This is a genomic window from Duganella sp. CF402, assembly GCF_900109645.1.
GTDB lineage: Bacteria > Pseudomonadota > Gammaproteobacteria > Burkholderiales > Burkholderiaceae_D > Rugamonas.
Window position 1 is genome coordinate 2,519,317 of the sequence record NZ_FOBG01000001.1, and the last position, 23,160, is coordinate 2,542,476.

Consider the following 23,160-nt stretch of genomic DNA (forward strand, 5'->3'; position numbering starts at 1 on the left):
CAAAACATCCGGTTTTATTGTTCTCTGTCAAATGTTTGATTACTGACAGAATACCGTAAATAATCCGTTATAACAGCCCTTTTCCCCTCCGGAGTACGCCACACGATGACAACCGAACAACTTTCCACCGTATCAAGCGCGGGCGATGTTCCAGAACGCTGGCGTTCCGAGATACAGGCACAACTTTCCCAAGGGGAAAACGCAGTAAGTGCCCTGGAGGTTGACTTGGATCAGCAACTTCGTTTTTCCAAGGGTATTGTGGTGGTCACGCCAAGCCGCGTGCTGGCGCGCGCACCGGGCGCCGAGCGCTGGGAAGCATGGCCGTTCGCGCCGGACCTGACACTCAAACACCACGACCACGCCGGTGTCGGCCATCTGGAACTGGTGAATGCGCACGGCCGCCTCGGCGCGTGGCGCTTCACGCTGGGACAGAACCTGGCGGCGATCCGTCTGGTAGAACAATTCAACGCGCACCTCGACAGCCATTCGACCGGCCAACCGGTGGTGCAGGAAGAGAAAAACGTCTGCCCAAGCTGCAAGGCGCCGTTGGAGCCGGAGCAGGAGGAATGCCCGGTTTGCACCAAGGTGGTCTACACGCCGCCGTCGACCTGGACCCTGTTCCGCCTGTGGCGCTTCGCCAAGCCGTACAAATGGCAGCTGGCGCTCGGCTTCTCGCTGATGCTGCTGTCCACCGGCGCGCACATGATCCCGCCCTACCTGACCATCCCGCTGATGGACAATGTGCTGATCCCGTACCAGAACGGCAAGGAAGTCGATCCGTCGCTGGTGGCGCTGTACATGTCCGGCCTGGTCGGCGCGGCGGTGATGGCGTGGCTGTTCGGCTGGGGCAAGACCTATGTGCTGGCGCTGGCCTCGGAGCGCATCGGCGCCGACCTGCGCACCACCACTTATGAGCACTTGCTGCAGCTGTCGCTGGAATACTTCAGCGGCAAGCGCACCGGCGATTTGATGTCGCGTATCGGTTCCGAGAGTGACCGTATCTGCGTATTCCTGTCGCTACACTTGCTGGACTTCCTGTCCGACTGCCTGATGATCATCATGACCGGCGTGATCCTGCTGAACCTCGATCCGTGGCTGGCCATCTGCACGCTGGCGCCGCTGCCGTTCATCGCGTGGATGATTCATCTGGTGCGCGACCGTCTGCGTACCGGCTTCGAGAAGATCGACCGCGTGTGGGGCGAAGTTACCAACGTGCTGGCCGATACCATTCCCGGCATCCGCGTGGTGAAGGCCTTTGCGCAGGAAGCGCGCGAGGCGAACCGCTTCCGCACCGCCAACAAGCACAATCTGGCCGTCAACGACAAGCTGAACAAGGTGTGGTCGCTGTTCTCGCCGACCGTGTCGTTCCTGACTGAGTTGGGCTTGCTGGTGATCTGGGTGTTCGGCATCTATCAGGTTTCGAAGGGCAATATCACCGTCGGTGTGCTGACCTCCTTCATCGCTTACGCCAGCCGCTTCTACGGCCGTCTGGACTCGATGAGCCGTATCGTCTCGGTGACACAGAAATCGGCGTCGGCCGCCAAGCGTATCTTCGACATTCTGGATCACGTGTCGTCGGTGCCGGAGCCGGTGAATCCGGTCAAGCTGGGCAAGATCGAAGGCAATATCAGCCTGCGTGAAGTGGGCTTCCGCTACGGGAACCGTGCGGTCAATCGCGGCATCAACCTCGATATCAAGGCCGGCCAGATGGTCGGTCTGGTGGGCCACTCGGGCTCCGGCAAATCCACACTGGTCAATCTGATTTGCCGCTTCTACGATGTAGCTGAAGGGGCGATCCTGCTGGATGGCACGGATATTCGCCAGTTCGCTGTGTCGGACTACCGCCGCAATATTGGCTTGGTGCTGCAGGAGCCGTTCCTGTTCTTCGGCACCATCGCCGAGAATCTCGCTTACGGCAAGCCGGATGCGACGCGTGAAGAGATCATCGCCGCCGCGCGCGCCGCGCATGCGCACGAATTCATCCTGCGCCTGCCGCAGGGTTACGACTCGATGGTCGGTGAACGCGGCCAGGGCCTGTCGGGCGGCGAGCGCCAACGCATCTCGATCGCGCGTGCGCTGCTGATCGATCCGAAGATCCTGATCCTCGACGAAGCCACCGCCTCGGTGGACTCGGAAACCGAAAAAGAAATCCAGCGCGCGCTGGACAACCTGGTGCAAGGCCGCACCACCATCGCGATTGCGCACCGTCTCTCCACGCTGCAGAAGGCAGACCGCCTGGTGGTGCTGGATCGCGGCGTGGTGGTGGAAGATGGTCCGCACGATGAACTGATGGCGCTCGAAGGCGCGTACTACCGCCTGTATCAGGCGCAAGCGCGCAACGCGGAACTGGCCAAGGAAGAATAAGATGACGACGCAATTTGAACTGACCCGCAACCCCTTCGGCAAGCTGGTGCTGACCACCACCGAAGGCGTGGTGCACGAAGGCGTGTCGCCGGTGCGCGCCTTCCCGGTGCAGGCGCCGGAAGACGGCATCTCGCTGCTCAACAGCGACGGCAAGGAAGTGGCATGGATCGACCGCATCGGCGACCTGCCGGCTGCGGTGGGCGCGTTGGTGAGCGAAGAACTGAGCGGCCGCGAATTCATGCCGGAGATCGCGCGTATCAACAGCGTGACCAGCTACGCCACGCCGTGCACGTGGTCCGTGAAGACCGATCGCGGCGACACCGAATTCGTCCTGCGCGGCGAAGAAGACATCCGCCGTTTAACCATCGACACCCTGCTGATCACCGACATCCACGGCATCCACTACCTGATCCGTGACCTGCGCGAACTGGACAAGCACAGCAAGAAAATCATCGACCGCTTCCTGTAAAAGCGGGGGACATCGCCAAACCCTGAGTCGGCGCCCAACAGGTTTACTGCTGTTAGCCCCCCAAACAAAAGGGTCTGACCCCGTAAGGGGTCAGACCCTGAGAGCAGCGGTCTGCGGGTTGGGCTGGTGCCGCGCGCTTTTAAAGCGAACAGCAACGTCAACCCCGAATTATTTTTCGCTGTACATATTCGCGTATTTCAGTCCGAACCACAGGATGAAGGTGTAGCATACAGCCGGCACCAGGAAGGACAGTTGCAGGCTGACGTTGTCGGCCAGCAGGCCTTGCGCGAACGGCACCAGCGCGCCGCCCACAATCGCCATGCACAGCAAGCCCGACCCCTGGCCGGTCAACGGACCCAGTTTGTTCAGCGCCATCGAGAAGATGGTCGGGAACATGATGGAGTTGAACAGGCCCACAGCCAGGATCGCCCACATCGCCAGCGTACCGCCGCTGAAGATGGCCAGCAGCACCAGCACGATCACCGCCGCCGCATTGAAGGCCAGCGCCTTGCCCGGGCTGACGGTGCGCATCACGGCGAAGCCGATGAAGCGGCCGATCATCGCGCCGCCCCAGTAGAAGCTGACGTAGTGCGCCGCATCGGCCGCCGTCAGGCTGGCCACTTTCGGATCACCGAGGAAGTTGATCAGGAAGCTGCCGATCGACACTTCACCACCCACGTACAGGAAGATCGCCACCACGCCCAGCGCCAGGTGACGGTGCTTCAGCACTTCGCCGTAGCCGCCCTTCACGCTGCCGTCTTCCGTGTCAGCGATCTTCGGCAGGCGCGCCATTGCGAACAGGATGGCCAACACCAGCAAGGCCGCAGCCAGTGCCAGGTAAGGACCTTGCACGCTGGCCGCTTCCTTGGCGTGATACGCCGCCACTTCGGCCGCCGGCAGCTTGGCCAGTTCGTCCGCGCTCAGTACCACGCCGCTCAGGATCAGCATGCCGCCCAGCGCAGGCGCCACGGTGGTGCCCAGCGAGTTGAAGGCCTGGGTCAGGGTCAGGCGGCTCGACGCGGTGCGCGGGTCACCCAGCACGGCCACGTAAGGATTGGCCGCCACCTGCAGGATGGTGATGCCAGCCGCCAGCACGAAGAAGGCAATCAGGAACAGCGTATAGCCGCTGGTCGCCGCTGGATAGAACAGCGCGCAACCGGCCGCCGCGATGGTCAGGCCGGCCACGGCGCCATGCTGGTAGCCGAGCTTTTTAATCAGCATGCCGGCCGGCAGCGACACGATGAAGTAGGCGCCGAAGAAGCAGAACTGCACCAGCATCGCCTGCACATAGGTCAGCGTGTACACCGCCTTCAGGTGCGGGATCAGCACGTCGTTCAGGGAGGTCAGCAGACCCCACATGAAGAACAGGATGGTGACGATGATCAGCGGCCCGGTATTGCTTCCCGTGTGCGCCGGGCTGCCCGCCACCGGCGCAGCTTGCGAATAGTGTTCCATACTTTTACCTTCTCCTCGTTTTTTATCGTGTTTTACTTACCTAAGTCCCCACACGCCAACGCATCCTTGTCCTTGGCGGCGCCGCCAACAATTTGAATGTTGGCGAACGTCGCGGCGAACGGCGCGTCGGCGCTCACGCTGAACGGCGTGCTCAAAGCAGCCAGCGACAAACCTTTGGCGCTAAAGCACGACAGAGGGATTTTGACCGTCTGCTTGCCCTTGCCCGCCAGCTGCTGGAATACAGCGCTGGCGTCCAGCTCCACCGTCTCGATGCCGACGGCGACCTTGCCCTGCGGCGCAGCCGACACAATCGCGTCAAACTGCAGCGCGCCGTCCGTGCTGGCGTAGGCCGGCAGCTTGATCGCCTTGCCGGCTTGCGCTTCCAGTTTCGCCGCGCCGGTCCAGCTCAGGCGCTTGGCGTCCTGCTGGGTGTTGATCTGGGCGGTTTCCACTTTCACGGTCGGCAGGTTGAACACGGCATTCAGGTCCGCCCCCAGCGCCACGCGCTGGCCGCCGCTGCTTACATACAGGCTGTAAGTCGAGCGGTCCGTAGGATTGTACACCGGGATAGCAGTAGTTTTGCTACAACCACCGTCAGGATAGCTGGTGTCCAGCTGAGGCAAGGTGGTTTTGCTGCTGTAGTTCAGACCAAAACCAAATTTGAACAAGGGATCGTAATTGGCCTCGCCGACGTTCAGCGGCGTCTGGCAGGCCGACTTCGGCCACGAGAACGACAGCTTGCCGCGGAAGTCCTTGTTCACTTTGCCCTTGGCATTGCGGAACAGGACATCGGTCACGCCCTTGCCTTCGGTGCCCGGCAGCCATGCGGCCACGAAGCTGTCCGACAGGTTGAGCAGATCATTGGTGTACAGCGGACGGCCGGTGATCGCCACCGTCACCACCGGCTTGCCCTTGCCCGACACGGCTTGCAGCACCGCCAGGTCTTCAGGATGGCGGCCGCTCAGGCGCAGCGTGCCGGCCGGGCCGATGTCGCCATCGCCTTCCGCATACGGTGTTTCGCCGATCACCGCGATCACGGCGTCGAACTTGCTGACATCCACGCCGGCAGCGTTCTCGCTGAAGGTGACGTTGTCCTTGCCGGCGGCATCCTGGATCGCGGCGAGGATGGTGTCGCTGTACGGATAGTCGCTGTTCTTGTTGTCGGTGCCCTGCCAGGTCAGCGACCAGCCGCCCGACTGGTTGGCCATGTTGTCAGCCGACTTACCAACCACCAGGATCTTTTTGCCGCGTGCCAGCGGCAGCACATTGCCGTTATTCTTCAGCAGCACCAGCGATTCCTGCACCGCCTTGCGCGCCAGCGCGCGGTCTTGCAGCGCTTCCTGTTTGCCGGCATAGATGTTCTGCGAAGGCTTCTTGCCGTCGAACAGGCCGGAACGCAGTTTCACGCGCAGGATGCGGGTCACCGCATCATCAATGCGCGACATCGGGATCTCGCCCTTCTCTACTTGGGCGATGGTGTTGGCGATGAAGGTCTTCCACTTTTCCGGCACCATCACCAGATCGACGCCGGCGTTGATGGACGCGGCGCAGCTGTCTTCGGCGCAGCCCGGAACTTCGGTGATGGCGTTCCAGTCGCTGACGATCAGGCCATCGAAGCCCATCTTCTCTTTCAGCGCCACGGTCAGCAGCTCGCGGCTGCCGTGCATCTTGCCGTGGTCCGTCACGCCCTTGACGTCGTTCCAGCTGTTGAAGGACGCCATCACGGTCTGCACGCCTGCTTGCAGCGCCGGGTAGTAGCCTTGCGCGTGGATGTTGATCATCTCCGACATGGTGGACTGGTTCACGCCACGGTCCTTGCCCTCGTGCGTGCCGCCGTCGCCGATGAAGTGCTTGGCGGTGGCCACCACGGTGTTATCGGATTTCAGATCGCCCTGCAGGCCTTTGACGTAACCGGCGGCGTACGATTTGACGATGGACGGATCTTCCGAGAAGCTTTCGTAGGTGCGGCCCCAGCGATCATCGCGCACCACCGCCAGCGTTGGCGCGAACACCCAGTCGATACCGGTGGCGCGCACTGCCTTCGCTACCGATTTGGCCATGTCTTCCACCAGCTTCGGATCGCGTGCGGCGCCCAGGCCGATGTTATGCGGGAACAGCGTGGCGCCGTACATATTCGAGTTGCCGTGCATGGCGTCGATGCCCCAGATGACCGGGATCTGCACCTTCATGTCGGTGCTCATGGAAGCATCGTAGTAGGCGTCGGCCAGCTTGACCCAGTCGGCGGCGCTGGCGTGCTTGTTATTCTGCGGCCAGCTGCCGCCGCCATTCAGCACGGAGCCGATGTAGTATTTGCGGATGTCTTCCGGCGTGCTGAATTTGATTTCCGGCTGCGTCATCTGGCCGATCTTCTGCGCCAGCGTCATGCCGGCGACGATTTGCTTGATGCGCGCTTCCATCGCCTTATCCTGCTTGACGGCGCTGGTGATGTGCGGCCAGTCGGTCAGCGGTTTTTCGGCTGGCGCGGCAAAGGCTTGCGCGCCGATTGCCAGGGTGGCTGCCAGGACGGCGCGGCGCAGGATGTGGTTATGCGAATTCATTCAATCAGTCTCCGTTGTAGTAATCAGTTCTTGCCGCGCACGAAGGCGCTGTACCACTCGCCGCTTTGCTTGACGATGCGGCGTTGCGTTGCGTAGTCGATGTAGGTCAGGCCGAAGCGGCGCAGATAGCCCTCCGCCCATTCGAAGTTGTCCAGCAGGCTCCAGGCGAAGTAGCCTTTGATCTTGCCGCCGGCCGCAATCGCGTCGCGCATCGCGGCCAGGTGGCGGATCAGGTAGTCGCGGCGTGCGGTGTCGGTGACGGCACCGTCGGCGCCGAGATGGTCGTCGTAGGACGAACCGTTTTCGGTGACGTACAAATCACCGGTCGGGTAATCGCGCGCCACGCGTTCCAGCAGCGAGATCAAGCCCTCCGGCGAGACCTCCCAACCGAAGTCGGTACGCTGGCGATCCTGCGGATACACGATGCGGGTACGCAGTGGATACTCGTCCGGCGCATCCACCACCACTTCCGGGAAGTAGTAATTCACGCCGAGGAAATCGCACGGCACGGCGATCGCTTCCATGTCGCCCGCCTCCACCACCGGCGCGTCCTTGCCGACCAGCGCCAGCGCTTCCGCCGGATAGCCACGGCCATACAGCGAATCGAGGAACCAGCGGTTGCGAAGCGCATCGTGGCGCGATACGGCGGCGATATCGGCGGCGCTGTCGCTGGCCGCTTTCACCGGATGCAAACTCAGTGCGATGCCGACCTTCGCGCCCGGCACATTGGCGCGGACCAGCGGCACCGCGCGGCCATGCGACACCAGCACGTTGTGGCACACCTGCAGCGCCAGCGGCAGCGACTTGTTGCCCGGCGCATGCATGCCGTCCCAGTTGCCGTGCATCGAGGTGCACCACGGTTCGTTATGCGTGATCCAGTGCTTGACGCGGTCGCCCAGATGCCTGGTGATGACGTCCACGTATTGCAGGTAAGCGTCGATGGTGGCGCGATTGTTCCAGCCGCCTTGATCTTCCAGATACTGCGGCAGATCCCAGTGATACAGCGTGCACCACGGTTGCAGGCCGCGCGCCAGCATGCCGTCCACCAGCTTCGAATAGAACTCGAGGCCCTTCGCATTCGGCTCCGCATCCACGCCGTTGAAGATGCGCGTCCAGGCGATCGAGAAGCGGTAGGAATTCAATCCCATCGATTGCGCGAGATCGAGGTCTTCCTCCCAGCGGTGATAGTGGTCGCAGGCGACTGCGCCGGTGGAGCCGTCGCGGATCTTGCCCGGCGTGGCGGCGAAGGTATCCCAGATCGACGGCACGCGGCCGTCTTCGGCGGCGGCGCCTTCGATTTGATAGGCCGAGGTGGAGACACCCCACAGAAAGTCGCTGGCAAAGTCGGAGCGCTTGATCGCCGTAGGCAGGTCGGTAAGAATCATGGTCATGGTTTTTATTTGGCGAATGGTGTAGGCGGTACGGTGGCGTTCATCCACTTGATGGCGGTTTGCTGCGGTTGATAAGGCACACTGCCGAACAATCGGAACAAGTTCTCGATGTCGGCCAGCGGGGCCTTGGTGAAATCCAGTTTCGGTATGGCGGCGCCGGGCGCATTGGTGACCAGGCCCCAGGTGCCCTTGCCCTGCCCGCCCTTGTTGGTCACCACTTTCCACGCCCATGCGGTCGAAGCCCAGCCGTTGGCGACGTAGGTGTCGTACGTGACGCGCATGACTTGTCCGCCATGCTCCGCGCCCATGAAGGCCCACGGCTGGAACTCGCCGACGAAGAAAGCGGTATCCAGTCCTTTCAGCCTGGCGCTCCATCTGCAAACGTTGTCACCGTCGCCCGTGCATTGCAGCCAGCCTTTATGCACGGCCAGCCCCGGCTTGCCCCAGCCGAAGTGGCCGGGATATGGATGCATTTCGAAGGCGACATTGGTCATGCCGTGCTCCGACGGTTTGCCGTAAGCGTCGATGCCCTTGTTATGGCCCGGCAGGATGATGACGTGGTTCTGGTCCACTTCACGGATCGCCTTGTACAGCGTGGCCATGACGACGGCCAGGTTTTCCGGCGTGGTGCCCCACGGTTCATTCAGGATGCTGTAGCCGGCCACCGCGCCGCGATCCTTGTAGCGCGCGGCGATCTGCTGCCACAGCCAGATGGTGCGCTCCTGGTACTCGGCGCTGTCCCAGTATTTGTTCTGGCCCGCGCAGCCGCTGTGATGCTCCCAGCCCTGGCTGCCGACCGCGCCGTGCAGGTCGAGGATCACATAGATGCCGCGCCGCTCGGCTTCATCGATCACGCGGTCGAGGTACTTCCATGCGTCCGCGCGCAAGTGGCGCGGATTTTTTTCGTCTTCCACCACGCTGTAAATGAACGGCAGGCGTACCAGATTGAGGTTCATCTTCGGCAGCATGTCCCAGTCGCGCGCCGTGATCCAGTTATCGCGAAAGAGGCCATATAAACGCTGGCGTTCTTCGTAGCCGAAGCGCTGATCGAGCACCGCTTCCAGCTTGCACTGGTCGTCCACCGCCTTGGTCTCCTGCCCCATCATCCAGAACTCCTGGATCAGATAGTTGCCGAGATTGACGCCGCGCAGCGCCGGCTGCTGGCCGTCGGCCGTGCGCCATTGCGTACCCTCGGTGTGCAGCATGGGCAACGCAGCCTGCGCGTGGGCAGCGGCGGCCAGCAGCAAGGCGGTACCGAACCATCGTTTGATATGCATGCCATCTCCATCATGGAATCGTTTCCACGTCAATCTAAAAAAAGAGCAAGCGACTACCGCGTGCTCTTTTCAATCTTTACTTCGTTTTACCTGCCACCGACGCCACCGAGGCCCGTTGTGCCACATGGAGCTGGTATTCCCGCTCCACAGGACGCTTCAGGTCGTAGCATTGATTGAGCAGATAATTCAGCCCATTCATGGTCATCTCGCTCCACGGGATATGCACGCTGGTCAGCTGCGGCGCGGTAAACTCCGCGCTGTGCGTATCGTCGTAGCCGAGCACCGACACCTGCCCCGGCACCTGCACTCCGGCCTTCTGGAACATCGACAACGCCCCTACCGCCATCTCGTCATTGGCGCAAAATACTGCCGTGAACTGCTCGCCCGACTGCAGCAATTTCTCCGCGCAAGCCAGGCCGCCTTCCGGCGTGAACTCGCCGTCCTCCATCCACATCTTGCGGGTATCGACGCCCGCCGCTTCCAGCTCCGCCTTGAACCCGGCGATACGCTGCTGGTTGTCGGGCGCCGCCGCGCGGCCGGCAATCACCGCGATCTGCCGGTGGCCCAGTTGCAGCAGGGTGCGCGCCGCCAGCCGTCCGCCGGCTTCGTGGTCCACCGTGAAGCACTGCTTGCTGATGCTGGGGAAGTCCTGGTTGATCACTACCACCTTGGACTGGAACGGACCCAGCGCCGCAAAATCCTCATCCTCCATCGCATTGCTCATCACGATCAAGCCGTCGCTGCCGCGCTCGATCAGGAAGTTCAAGCCATCGATGGCCTGGTTGCGCGCATCGCCGTCGCCGACGCCGAACGCCACCACCATGTTCAAACCGGCCTCGCGCAGCGCCGTGTAAATCGACTGCAGGATCGGCGTGTAGAACGTCCCGCTCAGGTACGGGATGTACACGCCTATCATCTGCGAGCTCCCCGACAGCAGCGAGCGCGCTGCGTGCGATGGCCGGAATTCCAGCTCCTCGATCGCCTTGCGCACCTTGTCCACCGTGGACTGCGATACCGACCCCTTGCCGCTGATAACGCGCGACGCGGTACCCAATCCCACGCCCGCCAGCCGGGCTACGTCTTTGATGGTTGCCACGAGTTCCCTTATCCGTTCAGTCTATGCGGCGGCAAGGATAACGCGCCCCCGTCAATCTTGCAACGCTGCGACGATCCCCTTCTGCACCCGTTCCACCGGCATTTTGGTGTTCCAGAAGGTGGTCAGCACGTCCTGCAGCGCGCCGTTCTGGTCGGGCGTCAAAAACACTTCGATCATGCCGACCGCGCGCGACTTGTCCTTCAGGATCGCCATGCCGGCCTGGGCGCAAATATCCATCGTCGAGGCGTCGACATTGCTCAGGATGGGCAGCGAACCCTTGATCTTGTTGAATTCCAGCTGCGCGCCCGGCGTCAGCATGGTGGTAGCCAACAGCTTCTGCGCACGCACCGCGTCCGGCTGGCTGGTTTTCGGGAATACGAAGGCGTCACCCTGGATCAGGTAAGGCACGTTGGGGCCAAGGCCGGGAATGCAGCCGAAGTCCTTGCCGGCGGTCTGCTTGGCGGCGGCGAATTCGCCCTTGGCCCAGTCCCCCATGATCTGCACCCCGGCCTTGCCGCTGATCAGCATGGCAGTGGCGTCGTTCCAGTAGCGGTTGGGCGAGCCCTGGTCCACATAGCTTTGCAGGCGCTTGAAGGCCAGCAGCACTTTCTTGAATTGCTCCGACTGGATGGCCTTGGGATTGCGGTCGCGCAGCACTTGCAGGTACAGCTCCTTGCCGCCGACATTGGCCAGCATGGCCTGGAACAGGATGTTCTCCTGCCACGGCTGACCGCCGTGCGCCAGGCCAACCAGGCCGGCCGCTTTCAGCTTGTCCAGCGCGGCGAACAGTTCGTCGGGCGTGGCCGGCTCTTTCGCAATGCCGGCCTTTTTGAAGGCGGCCTTGGAGTACCAGATCCAGGTCGACATGTGGATGTCCACCGGCACCGCATAGAAATGGCCCTTGACCTTGATCACATCCAGCACCGGCTGCGGCATCAGCTGGTCCCAGCGGTCGCGCACGGCGATATCGTCGACGTTGTTGAGCGAGCCCTGATCGATCAGGTCGCGGAATTGCTTGGTGGTGTTGAACTGGGCGGCGGTGGGCGGGTTGCCGCCGACGATGCGGTTGATGGCCACGGCCTTGGCCTGGTCGGCGCCGGCGATCGCGGTGTCGCCCCACAGGCCGCCGGCGGCGCGGTAGGCCTCAGCGAACTTGCGCACGGCCGCCGATTCGCTGCTGGAGGTCCACCAGTGCATCACTTCCGCCTTGGGGGCGGCAGCGGCGGCGGCCTGAGCCACTCCGGCGCCGGCCCCGCCCTGCGCCAGCGCCAGCACGGCCAGCAAGATCCCTGCGCGGCGCAGCGCGCCCGTGGTGTGCTTGTCCATCCAGTCTCCGTCTATTTTTGTGGTTCACCCAATACTAACGTCTTCTCGCGGATAAAAAAACCGGCGCCGCCCAAGGCGCCGGTAACTTCGCGGGGCGAAGAGACGAGGGTGAGATTGGAAACGTTACCAATCCTAGGCGAAAATATAGCACCCATTGTTTTTGAGTGTCAACGGAAACTACATTTCGAGCGCCAGCACGCGCAGGCGGTGGCCGTCGCGGTCCAGGGCGACGAAAGTGTAGCCGAAGTCCATCGCGGCCGGCGGCTGGGCGATGGCCAGCCCCCGCCCGGCCCAGTCGGCATACAGGTCGTTGACCACGCTGCGGTCCGGCACCGAGAACGCCAGCTCGCTGCTGCCGCCATAGGCCAGCACCTTGGGCTCGGCCGTGTGGCGCGACCACAGGCCCAGCTTGAGGCCGGACGCCAGCACGAACAGCACAAAGGTCGGCGACGACTCCACCGGCTGCAGGTCCAGCAGGTCGGCATAAAACGCGCCGCTGGCGGCAGGATTATCAACAAACAACAGCACGTAATCGGGGCTCATGTGGTTCTCCGTTCAAGATTGGCAATGAAGCCAGTTTAAGAGCCGGTTGCGACAGTTTCTGTCAGGAGCATGCTTGCGCCGCGTCAAAGGCCGATATTTCCTGCTGGATAGAATCAAATGCATGAACATTCCCCGCCCGCCATCGCCATCATTGCCAGCGCGCCAGCGCGGCGCCATCGCGGTCATGTTTGCCGTGGCGGCGCTGACCTTGCTCAGCATGGCCGGGCTGGTGCTGGACCTGGCCCAGGCCTACAACCGCAAGCTGGAATTGCAGACGCTGGCGGACGCCGTGGCACTGGCCGCCGCGCGCGAACTGAACGGCACGGCCAGCGGCGTCGCCAATGCGGTCAGCACGGCCGCCACCACCGCCGCCGGCTTCCGCTACCAGTACAACCGCACGCCGGTGCCGTGGTCGGCCGCCGCGCTGCGTTTCGCCGCCGCGCCCGGCACCACGGACAGCGGCTGGAGCGACGCCGCCGGCGCGGCCGCCGCGCCGGCCGCAATGCTGTACGCCAAGGTCGATACCGGCGCGCTCGACAGCGCCCTCGGCAGCATCGCCACGCTGTTCTGGCGCGCCGCCGGCAATGTGCCGGCCACCCTGCGCGTAGCCGGGCGCGCAGTGGCGGGCCGCCTGACCATCCCGGTGACGCCGCTGGCCATTTGCGCCCAGTCCGCCACGCCGGCGGCCGCGCGCGCCAACAGCGCCAACCCGGCCTACAACGAACTGGTGGAATTCGGCTTCCGGCGCGGCGTCGGCTACAACCTGATGAACCTCAATCCCAACGGCGCCACGCCGGAAAATTTCCTGATCGATCCGCTGTCGGCGCCCGGCGTGGCCGGCGCGCCCGGCAATTTCGCTATCAGCGTGGTGGCGCCCTTCGTCTGCGCCGGCACCATGCTGATGCCCGGCGTCACCGGCGGCACGCTCAATGTGCAGCGCAACTTCCCGCTGGCGTCGCTGTACCAGCAACTGAACTCGCGCTTCGACCTCTACACTACCGGCAGCGGCTGCCTGCCCGAGCCGGCGCCGCCCGACCGCAACATCAAGCAATACCTCTTTTCAAGCATCACGTGGATGTCGCCCGCCGCCGCTGCCCAGAGCGCCGCCAGCTGGACCAGCGGCGGCGTCAAGCTGTGGACCCGCGCCGATCCCCTGCCCGGCGACGCCAGCAACACCGCCGCCCAGTACGGCCCGCTGTGGGCCTACGCCAAGGCGGTGCCGTATTCGGCCTACACCGCCTCCCCCGTCGAACCGGCAGCCGGGTACAGCGCCTTCGGCACCAGCGCCTGGTCCAGTCTTTACACGCCGGGGCCGCCGGCCGCGAGCGGCTACCCGGCCGCCACCGGCAGCGCCACGCCCTACAGCAGCGGTGCGGGCAGCAACTTCCTGGCCCCGGCAGCCGCGCGTCAACCGGGCCTCGCCGGACGCCGCGTGCTCAACGTGGCGCTGCTGGCCTGCCCGGTGCCGGCCGGCGCCAGCGCCACCGCGACCGTGCTTGGCGTCGGCCGCTTCTTCATGACGGTGCAAGCCAGCACCACCAGCATCCACGCCGAGTTTGCCGGCGTGGCGCCGCCGGCATCGCTGAGCGGCACCGTGGGGCTGCTGCCATGAGGCGCCAGCGCGGCATGGTGGCGCTGGAACTGGCGCTGGTCCTGCCCATCCTGCTGGCCTTGCTGACGGCGGTGGTGTACTACGGCCGCCTGACCTACACCTATGCCGTCACCCAAAAGGCGGCGGCGGCCGGCACGCGCTACCTGTCCAGCGTGGCGCCGGTCAACCTGAAGAGTCCCGTCCTGGCCAGCCAGGAAAGCCTGCTGGCGCAGGCGCTGGTGCAGAGCGAGCTCAGTGCGCTGGGATTGACGGCGGCGGTGGAGGTGGACTGCGACGGCATCTCGTGCAACATGCTGGGCAACGTGCCGGCCGAGGTCTCGACCACCATCGTGGTATGGGTGCCGAATATCCTGCCCGGCTACCTGCCCGAACTGACGGAGCAGCGGCTGGTGATCCGCCGCAGCACGCGCTATGTGGGCAATTAAACAGCGGGCCCGGCGCGGCGCCACCACCATCGAATTCGCGCTGAGCGCGCTGTGCTTTTTTACGGTGCTGTTTTTCGTGATGGAGGTGACGCGCGCCCTGTACGTATGGAACACGCTGCAGGAAGCCACCCGCCGCGCCGCCGCAGCGGCAGCGGTCAGCGATTTCAGCAATGCCGCCACGATGGACGCGATCCGCCAGGCGGCCGTGCTGCGCGACAGCGCCGGCCCCCTGCCGCTGGGCATGCCGGTGACCGACGCCCACATCCGCATCGACTACCTGTCGCTGACGCGCAATGCCGACAACAGCCTGAGCCTGACGCCGATTCCGGCCGCCAGCCTGCCAGCCTGTCCGGCGCGCGCGCTGCTCAACTGCATCGCCAATCCGAATGCTCCCAGCTGCATCCGCTTCGTGCGCGCACGGCTATGCGCGCCGGGGGCGGATGAGTGCGGCGAGGTGCAATATCAGCCGCTGTTCCCTTTGACCGGCATCAATCACGCGCTGCCGCAGGCGACCACGATAGCCAAGGCGGAATCGCTTGGCTACCAGCCCGGGAGTGCTTTATGCCCGTGATTCATCGCTACTGCCTGCGCTGCTGAAGCACTTCCTTCCCCAGCCACTGCACAAAGTGTTGGTTCCAGTTGTCCGCGCTGGTACCGACCTTGCGCATGCCGAAGCCATGTTCACCGGCGGCGTAGACGTGCAACTCGGCAGACCGCCCGGCAGAGCGCCACGCCTCGAAGATCGGCACGCTGGCGTAAGCCATGATGCCGTCATCGGCGGCCAGCGCCACAAACACCGGCGGCGCATCTTTCGGCACCGGCCGATTCGGCCCGGCGCCATAGATCGCACCGACAAAGTCCGGCCGGCTGCCGGCATCATAGCCAGTCGCCACATTCATCGCCGTGACGGCGCCTGCGGAAAAGCCGATGATGCCAACTTTGGCCGGATCGATGCCGTACTCGCCAGCATGCGCACGCACCCACTGTATCGCCGCCAGGCCATCTTCCTGCGCCAGCGGAATATCCTTGCTTTCAGTCGGGTCGATGTGCGTGCGGCGCGGATTGCCGCCGCCCATGCGCTCCCCCACCACCCGCAGGAACGCCGACGATTCCTTCGGCGTTGGATCGAGCCGGTATTTCAGCACAAATCCGGTAATGCCTTGCTCAGCCAGATACTGCGCCACCATCATGCCTTCCGTATCGAAGGCCAGGCTGAGGAACGCACCACCCGGCGCAATGATGACCGCCGTGCCGTTCGCCTTGCCGGGCGCCGGCCGCACCGGGTACAACGCGGCCTGCGTCACATTGCGCACCACGCGGTGGCCGAACATATTCACCCAGTCCTCGGTGGCCGAAGAACCGCCGGCCGCAATCGGCACCGATGCTTCCGTCGCGGGGCTGATCGGTGTTGGCGGATGCGCGGCGAGGAACGCAGTCATCTCCTGCATAGTGCGCGGCTGGTCCTGCGCGCCGGCCGTGCCGGCAAGCACCAGGCCGGCCAGCAGCACTGCTATCGTATGCTTTTGCACGCTGGCCTCCCTCTTAGAAGCGATAATCAACCATCATACCGACACGGCGGAACGAATTCTCGCCAAGGCTGTAGGCAAAGCCCGAACCAGCGCCCTTGCCCGGCAGCGGGTAGAGGATGCCATTCGGTACGCGCGTATCGTTCAGGTTGCGCGCGTACAGCTGCACGCCCCACTTGTTGTCGGGAGAATTGAGCGACAGGCGCAGCGACGAGATGGTATGGCCACGGAAGCTGCATTCGATATCGGCCAGATTGCAATACCGCACGCGGCTCTTGTAGACCAGATCTCCGCCCAGCTTCAGCTCATAATCGCCCGGCAGTTCCCAGCTGTAGTCAGCCGACAGCGTGGCCTTCTGCTTCGGCGAATACAGCAGGCGCTCGCCGCCGACATTGCTGTTATCGAAAATGAAGCCGGTCGGATAAGCCGTATCGAGAATCACCGCGATGCTCATGCCCAGTTGCAGCTGCGGCAGCGGACGCGCACGCACGTCGGCCTCAAAGCCCTTGCTGGTCACCTCCGGCACATTGATCGGCGTGCAGCTCAGCGCCCCCACGGAGGTCAGCGTGCAGTTCTGCTCCTGGAAATTCTTGATCTTCGTGTGGAATACCGCGAGATCCAGATCCAGCCGGCGATTCAGGAACGACAGCTTGGTGCCCAACTCCACGCTGGTCGGCAGTTCAGGCTTCACCAGATTGCCCTGGTATGCGCCCGAACCTGCGGCCGCGCTGACCGGCGATTCATTGTCAATCTGCGGTCCCTTGTAGCCACGGCTCAGCGTCGCATACAGATTGGCGTCCTTCGACAGCGTGTGCTGCAAGCCAAGCTTGCCCGAGAAATTAGTCTCATGCGCGCTGCCCGCCGCCGTCTTCACCGTCGCCGGCAGCGAGAAACCGTCGAAAGCCACTACGCTGGACTGGCTGTAATCACTGCTGACGTTATCACTGGTGTAGCGCAGGCCCGTAATCACGCTGGTGGCGTCGGTAACGCGGAAGGTGGCTTGGCCGAACAGCGCCTTGGTGGTCATCTTCGCATGCTCCACCGAGTCCGTCGCGATCGAACGCGGGACCGGCGGCGAAGGCAGCACAGGATTGGGCAAAATGGTCGTGAGCGTATCGCGGTCGACATCAGAATCCGCATAGAACGCGCCGATCACATACTCGATCGGCTGCTTGACCGGCGAGGCAATGCGCAGCTCCTGCGAGAACTGCTTGGTATCCTGGTACGGCGTGTAGTTGCGCACCTTGTCATAGCCCTGCGACATGTCGATGGAGACGGTGTTCGGTCCCACCTCGCGCTTGCGATACGCGGTGATCGACGTCAGCGTATGGCCGTTAGCCAGATTCCAGTCCAGCTGACCGGAGAAACCGCGCACCTGCGAACGCATCAGTTCCTGGCCATCCGAGCAAACCTGGTTGTTGGTCTTCGACACCGTCACGCCGCAAGCCGCGAACTCCGCCAGCGGCTTATGATTGCCGGCCGTGTTGGTCACCGAGGCCACCGCCGGCGCAAAGAACACCGCGTTCTCGCTGCGGCTGTTGGATGCTTCGGCGATCAGGTTGAACGTTACGTCGCTATTCGGTTTGAGCAGGTAGCGGATGCGCGCACCGCTGTTCTTGGTCAGGCTATCCTCGCCGGTGTAGACGTTATGCAGCACGCCTTCGTTACGCTCGGTCAGGCCGGAGATGCGCAGTGCCGAAATGTCATTGATCGGAATATTGGTGGTGGCGCGCAGCGCGGCGCCGTGGCTGCCCTTGTACTCGAACTGCACATTGCCGCTCGAATCGCCGATGATCGGCGCCTGGGTCGACATATTCAGCACGCCGGCCGACGCGTTCTTGCCGAACAGCGTACCTTGCGGGCCGCGCAGCACTTCCACGCGCGCCAGATCCAGCATCAAGCCGCTGGCGGTCGAACCTTGCGGCACGCCGTCCACCACCACGCCCACCGAACTCTCGGCGGAAATCGTCATCACGGCGGTGCCGATGCCGCGTATCGAAGCGCTGCCGCCCGGACCGGCGTTCGATTGCGGGTCGCCGAATTCCAGCGCCGCAGCGGTCTTGGCCAGGTCGCTGATGTCCTTGACGCCGGCGCGTTCCAGCTGGGCGGCGTTCACCACCGTCATCGCCACCGGCACCTCCTTGATGCTTTGGGCGCGCTTCTGCGCGGTCACGACCACGGTTTCGATTTCGGACTTGCTGTCTGCGGTTTGCGCAATGGCCGGTTGCCAGATCGCGGCCAGGCTCATACTGAGTACGGTGAGATGGGTTTTCATTGTGAGTCTCCTATTGTTTTAGTGTTGTGCTGCTGTCGTAGTGGACTTAATTAAACGGTAGCGGTAGCGGCCTCCCATTCATCGAGCAAGGCGGCCAGCGCCTCGCCGGTGGCGGCAACGCCGTAGACGTAATGATCGGGACGCACGATCGCGGCGCAGCATTGGTGGCGGTCAAACCACGCGGCCAGCACGCCATCGCACTCGGTGCCGGGCGCCACGCTGACCAGCGTGCCGAACGCTTCGGCGCGCGCGGCCAGTGCCGGCGGCAGCGACCACGTAGGCAGGCTGGTGACGACACGCCAGCCGCAGCCTGCCAGCTGATCCATCAGCTGCGCGCCATCCGCATGCTGCAAGCGCGGTTGCGGGAACAGCGTTCCCACGCCGCTGCCTGCATCCGAACGGGCCAGCAGGCCGTGCTCCAGCGGCGGGATAATGTCCTGGCGCGCCTGTGTGCGAATCTCGCCGCCGGCGGCGGCAATCAAGGCTGCGTCGCGCTCGCGCGCCTTGTCCGGATCGCGCTCGCAAATCACGCGGCCTATCTCCTTGATCCGTGCAGTCAGACGGCGCACATGCGCGCCGCGTTCAGCGCCGTAACTGTCCAGCAGCGCGTTTCCGCCCTTGCCTTCCAGCGCGGCGCGCAGCTTCCACACCAGATTGGCGACATCGCGCACACCCTGGCACATGCCCTGTCCAAGGAACGGCGGCTGCTGGTGCGCCGCATCGCCGGCGATGAACACGCGACCCTTGCGCCATTCGCGCGCCACCAGTGCGTGAAAGCGATAGCTGGCCTGGCGCCACAGCGCGCCGTCTTCCGGCGTGATCCAGCGTTGCAGCACGCTCCATGCGCCCTCCTCGCTCGCCATGTAGGCCGGGTCCTCGCCCGGCAGCAGCGAAATCTCCCAGCGCCGATGCATGCCGGGGCCAATCACGTAAGTGCAGGGACGCGCCGGTTCGCAATACTGCACGCTGGTCTTTGGCAGCTTGGCGAGGCCGCGCTCATTAATCTGTACGTCCACCACCAGCCACGGCTCGTCGAACTGCAAATCTTCCAGCGTGATGCCGACCGCCTCGCGCACCGTGCTCGATGCGCCGTCGCAGCCGATCACGTAACTAGCGTGCACGGTGCGCTGCAAGCCCTCGTCATCCATCAGCAGCAGCGTGGCCTGGTCGGCGTCCTGCCGCAGCGTCGTCATACGCTGGCCCAGCGCCACCGTCACCGATGGCAGCGCCGCCACGTGGGCGCGCAGCACGCGCTCCACTTCCGGCTGGGTGAACACCATCGATGGCGTGTGCCCGAGCGGATATGGCGGCGGCACCGTCGCCAGCCGCTTGATCAGCTGCCCGTCCGCACCGTAGTATTCGGACGGCGTGAACGGCTCGCAGTAGCGCGAGATTTCTTCATCCAGCCCCAGTTGCTGGAACACGCGCATGATCTCGTGATCAAGCGCGATGGCGCGCGGCCGGTCGTACACCGTGCGGCTACGGTCCACCACCAGCGTGCGCACGCCGGCCTGCCCCAACAAGGCCGCCGCCACCGCGCCCGAAGGCCCGAAGCCGACGATGGCGACGTCGTAGTGCGCGTCGTTTGCCAAGCCGCTCATCTTACACTTCCTGCTCGATGGTGTTGACCAGCAGGCCGACGTTTTCGATTTCGATCTCGATCTTGTCGCCATGCTTCATCCAAACCGGTGGGGTGCGCGACTGGCCGACGCCGGCCGGCGTGCCCATGACGATCACGTCACCCGGTTCCAGCGTCACGCATTCACTCAGCAGCGCGATGGTTTCGGCGACGTTCCAGATCATGTCGGTGGTATTCGCGTCCTGCATTACCTGGCCGTTCAGGCGCGCCTGGATACGCAGGCCTTCGGCGCCCGGCGCCAGTTCATCGGCCGTCACCAGTTGCGGGCCGAAGCCGCCGGTGCGGTCGAAGTTTTTACCGATGGTCCATTGCGGCGTGCGTTTCTGGTAATCGCGCACCGACATGTCGTTGAAGCAGGTGTAGCCGAAGACGTGCTGCAAGGCCTGCTCCTGCGTGACATGGCGCGCGCGGGTGCCGATCACCACCGCCAGTTCAGCCTCGTAATCGAAGCGCTCCGACACCTTCGGCAGCAATGCTGCTTCGCCATGCGCCAGCAGCGAGGTATCGCAGCGCAGGAAGAACCACGGATAGACCGGCTTTTCACGGCCGCTTTCGGCGGCGTGATCGTAGTAGTTCAGGCCCAGGCAGATGGTCTTGCCCGGCGACGGCACCAGTGGCGCCACCACCACGTCGGACAGCTGCGTGCGGTCCGCAGCAGTGGCCTGCGCCACGGCGACACGCGCCGCTGCGGTCAGGTCGATCCCTGCCAGCAGCGCGGCGCGCAGGTCCGGCGGCACTTGCGGCAGCACGCGGTTGATGTCGATAACGCTGCCTTGATCGAGCACGCCGAGACGGGTAGTTGCGCCGGAGCGGAAGGTAGTGAATTTCAAGGTCGTACTCCTTTATTGATTGGTGAAACGGATTTTTTTCTGTGCTTGCTTGATGCGGTCCGACGGCGGCTTCGATACGCCCCACTGGTCGAAACGGCCCGGCGGCCAGGTCCAGTCTTCCGGCTTGCCGACGCGGTAGCTGTCGTCCACCTGCAGCACTTCCGCCGTGTACTCGATGACGAAATCGTCGGGACCGACGAAATAGGAAAAGACGTTATTGCCCGGACCGTGACGGCCCACGCCCCATTCGATCGGGTAGCCGGCATCGCTCATGCGGCCGGCGCCGCGCATCACCGCGTCCAGATCTGGCATGACGAAGGCAATGTGATTCAGGGTGTTGCTATCGGCATCGGCCAGCGCGATGCTGTGATGGTCGCTGCCGCAGCGCATGAAAGCCATAATGCGAGTACGGTCGGACAGCGAGAAGCCCAGCGCCTGCTCGTAGAAGGCCTGCGCCAGCGGTACATCGGCGCTGTTGAAAACCACGTGGGTGATGCGTACCGGCGCATCGGCGCCGCCGCTTTCGACGTGTGCTGCTGGCGCGTGCACAAAGCGCAGGTGGCGGCCCTGCGGGTCCTGCACATCCAGCGCGCTGCCGCCATCCGGCTCGGCGTTGTCATGCACGTCGTTCAGCACATGGCCGCCATGAGCGCGCACGCCGGCCGCGATCAGCGCCAGGTTGGCATGTGCAGCGACCACGAAATCGACACGGCGCACGTCCGGCTGTGCGCTGCGGTGCAGCGCCAGGATGTGATGATCGGCGCCGCTGCCGCGCAAATAAACGGCATCGGCGCTGCGTGCCGCCACCGACAGGCGCCAGGTCGAGACATAGAATTCTTCAGCCGCCGCCAGGTCGGTGACACCGATGGCGATGCTGCGCAGCTTACCGGCAAGGGATGCAGGCATGGTCAGTCCTTATTGCAAAGAGGTTGAAAGGCCGAGGAAACGCTCGGCGTTGTGCGTAGTGAGCTTCGCGCGCAGCGCGGGATCAGCCACTGCGGCCTCGATCGCCGCCAACGGCCAGCGTTCATGGAAAGCAAACGGGTAGTCGGTGCCGATCATCAGTTGGTCTTCGCCGAAGCGCGCCAACAGGTGCTGCAAGGTCGGTGTATCGAACACCAGCGCGTCGTAGAACAGGCGACGCGCCTGCTCGGACGGGCCGGATGGCATCGCATCCTGCAGCGCCGGGAACACACGGCGCGCCTGCTCAAGGCGCGGCAGCAGCGCCGCCAGCGTGCCGCCGCCGTGGCTGAAGGCGATGCGCAGTTTCGGATGGCGCTCGATCAGGTTAGTCGTCAACACCGAAGCGGCGGCCAGGCCCACATCGGTCGGATAGCCAAGCGCCTGCTGCAACTGCGCAGGTCCGACCAGACGCTCTTTGCCGGCCGGGCGCAGGGCGTGCACGAACACCGCAGCGCCCTTGGCCTCAGCGGCCGCGAAGAACGGTGCAAACTCCGGCGCCCCAGGTGGCTTGCCGTTGATATTGCTGCCGATTTCCACGCCGGCGAAACCCAGCGTATCAATCACGTAATCAAGTTCCGCCAGCGCCAGGTCCATGTCCTGCAACGGCACCGCGCCCAGCGCGCACAAACGGCCGCCGGACAAGGCCACCATCTGCGCCATCTGCTCATTGATGTAGCGCAGCAGCTGCGCTGCGGCGGCAGGCGCCATCCAGTACGACAGCAGCTCCGGCATCGGCGAGATGACCTGCAGCGACAGGCCCATATTGTCCATGTCCTCAATCCGGCGCGTGGTGCTCCAGCAGCGTTCATTCACCGTGCGGTACACCTTGTCCGCAATGACCACGTGGCGATGGCACTCATGCGCCGGCGCCATCGACGGCCAGTCGGACGGCGCAGCGCTGCCCAGGTAAGCCGGAAAATGTTCCGGCACCACGTGGCTGTGGATATCGATGCCGCAGGAGCAGGAGGCGTGGCGCATATCACTCAGCCTTCAGACCGGCCGTGACGATGCCGTGGATGCAGATCGCCTCATCCTCTTCACCGGTGCCGCCGCTGGCACCGACCGAGCCGAGGATCTTGCCTTCGGCGTCTTTAATCAGCACGCCGCCAATCTGCGGAATGAACTTGCCCTGCCCCGTGCTGGCCAGCGCGCCGAAGAAGTTGGGATTGTCGGCGGCACGTTTCATCAGCGCGCGGCTCGACACGCCCATCGCTACCGCCGCCCAGGCCTTGCCGGTGGCGATTTCAACGCGGAACATGCTGGCGCCGTCCTGCCGCTGCATGGCGACCAGGTGGCCGCTGGCGTCCAGCACTACCGCCGACATGGGGCGATATCCCTGGCTGCTGGCCTCCTGCAAGGCGGCGTTCAGAATAGTGTTGCTGATAGCGAGAGTCAGTTCAGTCATGATGAT

The 23,160-nt window shown here is 64.0% G+C and carries 19 protein-coding genes; 5 read left to right on the plus strand and 14 right to left on the minus strand.

What is annotated here, in order from left to right:
• Nucleotides 1–105: 105 nt before the first annotated feature.
• Entirely contained in the window at nucleotides 106–2,364 is a 2,259-nt protein-coding gene (locus BMZ70_RS11325; RefSeq protein ID WP_092273810.1) for a cyanophycin metabolism-associated ABC transporter, read from the plus strand.
• 1 nt (nucleotide 2,365) lies between these two features.
• Complete coding sequence (locus BMZ70_RS11330; RefSeq protein ID WP_092273813.1) at nucleotides 2,366–2,833, plus strand: cyanophycin metabolism-associated DUF1854 family protein; 468 nt, start codon at nucleotides 2,366–2,368, stop codon at nucleotides 2,831–2,833.
• A gap of 168 nt (nucleotides 2,834–3,001) precedes the next feature.
• Here BMZ70_RS11330 and fucP read toward each other — a convergent pair whose 3' ends face one another.
• The 7 genes from fucP to BMZ70_RS11365 form a co-directional block, all read right to left on the minus strand.
• A complete protein-coding gene (gene fucP / locus BMZ70_RS11335; protein WP_092273816.1) occupies nucleotides 3,002–4,288 on the minus strand; it encodes an L-fucose:H+ symporter permease in 1,287 nt (428 codons plus the stop codon).
• Nucleotides 4,289–4,320: 32 nt separating this feature from the next.
• On the minus strand, nucleotides 4,321–6,846 hold the full coding sequence (locus BMZ70_RS11340) for a glycoside hydrolase family 3 protein (RefSeq protein WP_092273819.1): 2,526 nt from the start codon (nucleotides 6,844–6,846) through the stop codon (nucleotides 4,321–4,323).
• A gap of 23 nt (nucleotides 6,847–6,869) precedes the next feature.
• Nucleotides 6,870–8,237, minus strand: a complete 1,368-nt coding sequence (locus tag BMZ70_RS11345; protein ID WP_092273822.1) for a GH1 family beta-glucosidase — start codon at nucleotides 8,235–8,237, stop codon at nucleotides 6,870–6,872.
• A 5-nt stretch (nucleotides 8,238–8,242) separates the two neighbouring features.
• Complete coding sequence (locus BMZ70_RS11350; RefSeq protein WP_092273825.1) at nucleotides 8,243–9,514, minus strand: glycoside hydrolase family 5 protein; 1,272 nt, start codon at nucleotides 9,512–9,514, stop codon at nucleotides 8,243–8,245.
• 76 nt (nucleotides 9,515–9,590) lie between these two features.
• A complete protein-coding gene (locus BMZ70_RS11355) occupies nucleotides 9,591–10,610 on the minus strand; it encodes a LacI family DNA-binding transcriptional regulator (protein ID WP_092273829.1) in 1,020 nt (339 codons plus the stop codon).
• A gap of 51 nt (nucleotides 10,611–10,661) precedes the next feature.
• Nucleotides 10,662–11,936 carry an ABC transporter substrate-binding protein gene (locus BMZ70_RS11360; protein WP_092273832.1) on the minus strand — a complete coding sequence of 425 codons (1,275 nt, stop codon included), beginning with the start codon at nucleotides 11,934–11,936 and terminating at the stop codon, nucleotides 10,662–10,664.
• Between the two features lie 177 nt (nucleotides 11,937–12,113).
• A complete protein-coding gene (locus BMZ70_RS11365; RefSeq protein ID WP_092273835.1) occupies nucleotides 12,114–12,479 on the minus strand; it encodes a VOC family protein in 366 nt (121 codons plus the stop codon).
• 121 nt (nucleotides 12,480–12,600) lie between these two features.
• On the opposite strand from BMZ70_RS11365, the gene BMZ70_RS11370 reads away from it, so the two are divergent.
• Genes BMZ70_RS11370 through BMZ70_RS11380 form a run of 3 tightly spaced genes read left to right on the plus strand, consistent with a single transcriptional unit; the run spans nucleotide 12,601 to nucleotide 15,087 of the window.
• Nucleotides 12,601–14,091, plus strand: coding sequence for a pilus assembly protein TadG-related protein (locus tag BMZ70_RS11370; RefSeq protein WP_092277758.1), 1,491 nt, complete (start codon nucleotides 12,601–12,603; stop codon nucleotides 14,089–14,091).
• Complete coding sequence (locus BMZ70_RS11375; protein ID WP_092273838.1) at nucleotides 14,088–14,516, plus strand: TadE/TadG family type IV pilus assembly protein; 429 nt, start codon at nucleotides 14,088–14,090, stop codon at nucleotides 14,514–14,516. Before BMZ70_RS11370 ends, BMZ70_RS11375 begins: the two co-directional genes overlap by 4 nt.
• Nucleotides 14,503–15,087, plus strand: coding sequence for a TadE/TadG family type IV pilus assembly protein (locus BMZ70_RS11380; RefSeq protein ID WP_092273841.1), 585 nt, complete (start codon nucleotides 14,503–14,505; stop codon nucleotides 15,085–15,087). Before BMZ70_RS11375 ends, BMZ70_RS11380 begins: the two co-directional genes overlap by 14 nt.
• Nucleotides 15,088–15,094: 7 nt before the next feature.
• Here the strand turns inward: BMZ70_RS11380 and BMZ70_RS11385 are convergent, their stop codons facing one another.
• From BMZ70_RS11385 to BMZ70_RS11415, 7 genes are read right to left on the minus strand one after another with little or no spacing between them, the layout of a single operon-like run.
• Nucleotides 15,095–16,045 carry an alpha/beta hydrolase gene (locus BMZ70_RS11385; RefSeq protein ID WP_229205377.1) on the minus strand — a complete coding sequence of 317 codons (951 nt, stop codon included), beginning with the start codon at nucleotides 16,043–16,045 and terminating at the stop codon, nucleotides 15,095–15,097.
• A gap of 13 nt (nucleotides 16,046–16,058) precedes the next feature.
• Nucleotides 16,059–18,317, minus strand: a complete 2,259-nt coding sequence (locus tag BMZ70_RS11390; RefSeq protein ID WP_092273844.1) for a TonB-dependent receptor — start codon at nucleotides 18,315–18,317, stop codon at nucleotides 16,059–16,061.
• Between the two features lie 50 nt (nucleotides 18,318–18,367).
• Nucleotides 18,368–19,918 carry a bifunctional 3-(3-hydroxy-phenyl)propionate/3-hydroxycinnamic acid hydroxylase MhpA gene (locus BMZ70_RS11395; protein ID WP_092273847.1) on the minus strand — a complete coding sequence of 517 codons (1,551 nt, stop codon included), beginning with the start codon at nucleotides 19,916–19,918 and terminating at the stop codon, nucleotides 18,368–18,370.
• Between the two features lies 1 nt (nucleotide 19,919).
• Entirely contained in the window at nucleotides 19,920–20,786 is an 867-nt protein-coding gene (locus BMZ70_RS11400) for a fumarylacetoacetate hydrolase family protein (RefSeq protein WP_092273850.1), read from the minus strand.
• Between the two features lie 12 nt (nucleotides 20,787–20,798).
• Nucleotides 20,799–21,692, minus strand: coding sequence for a VOC family protein (locus tag BMZ70_RS11405; protein ID WP_092273853.1), 894 nt, complete (start codon nucleotides 21,690–21,692; stop codon nucleotides 20,799–20,801).
• Nucleotides 21,693–21,701: 9 nt separating this feature from the next.
• Nucleotides 21,702–22,727, minus strand: a complete 1,026-nt coding sequence (locus tag BMZ70_RS11410; protein WP_092273856.1) for an amidohydrolase family protein — start codon at nucleotides 22,725–22,727, stop codon at nucleotides 21,702–21,704.
• A 1-nt stretch (nucleotide 22,728) separates the two neighbouring features.
• On the minus strand, nucleotides 22,729–23,154 hold the full coding sequence (locus BMZ70_RS11415; protein WP_092273859.1) for a GlcG/HbpS family heme-binding protein: 426 nt from the start codon (nucleotides 23,152–23,154) through the stop codon (nucleotides 22,729–22,731).
• Between the last annotated feature and the right edge of the window lie 6 nt (nucleotides 23,155–23,160).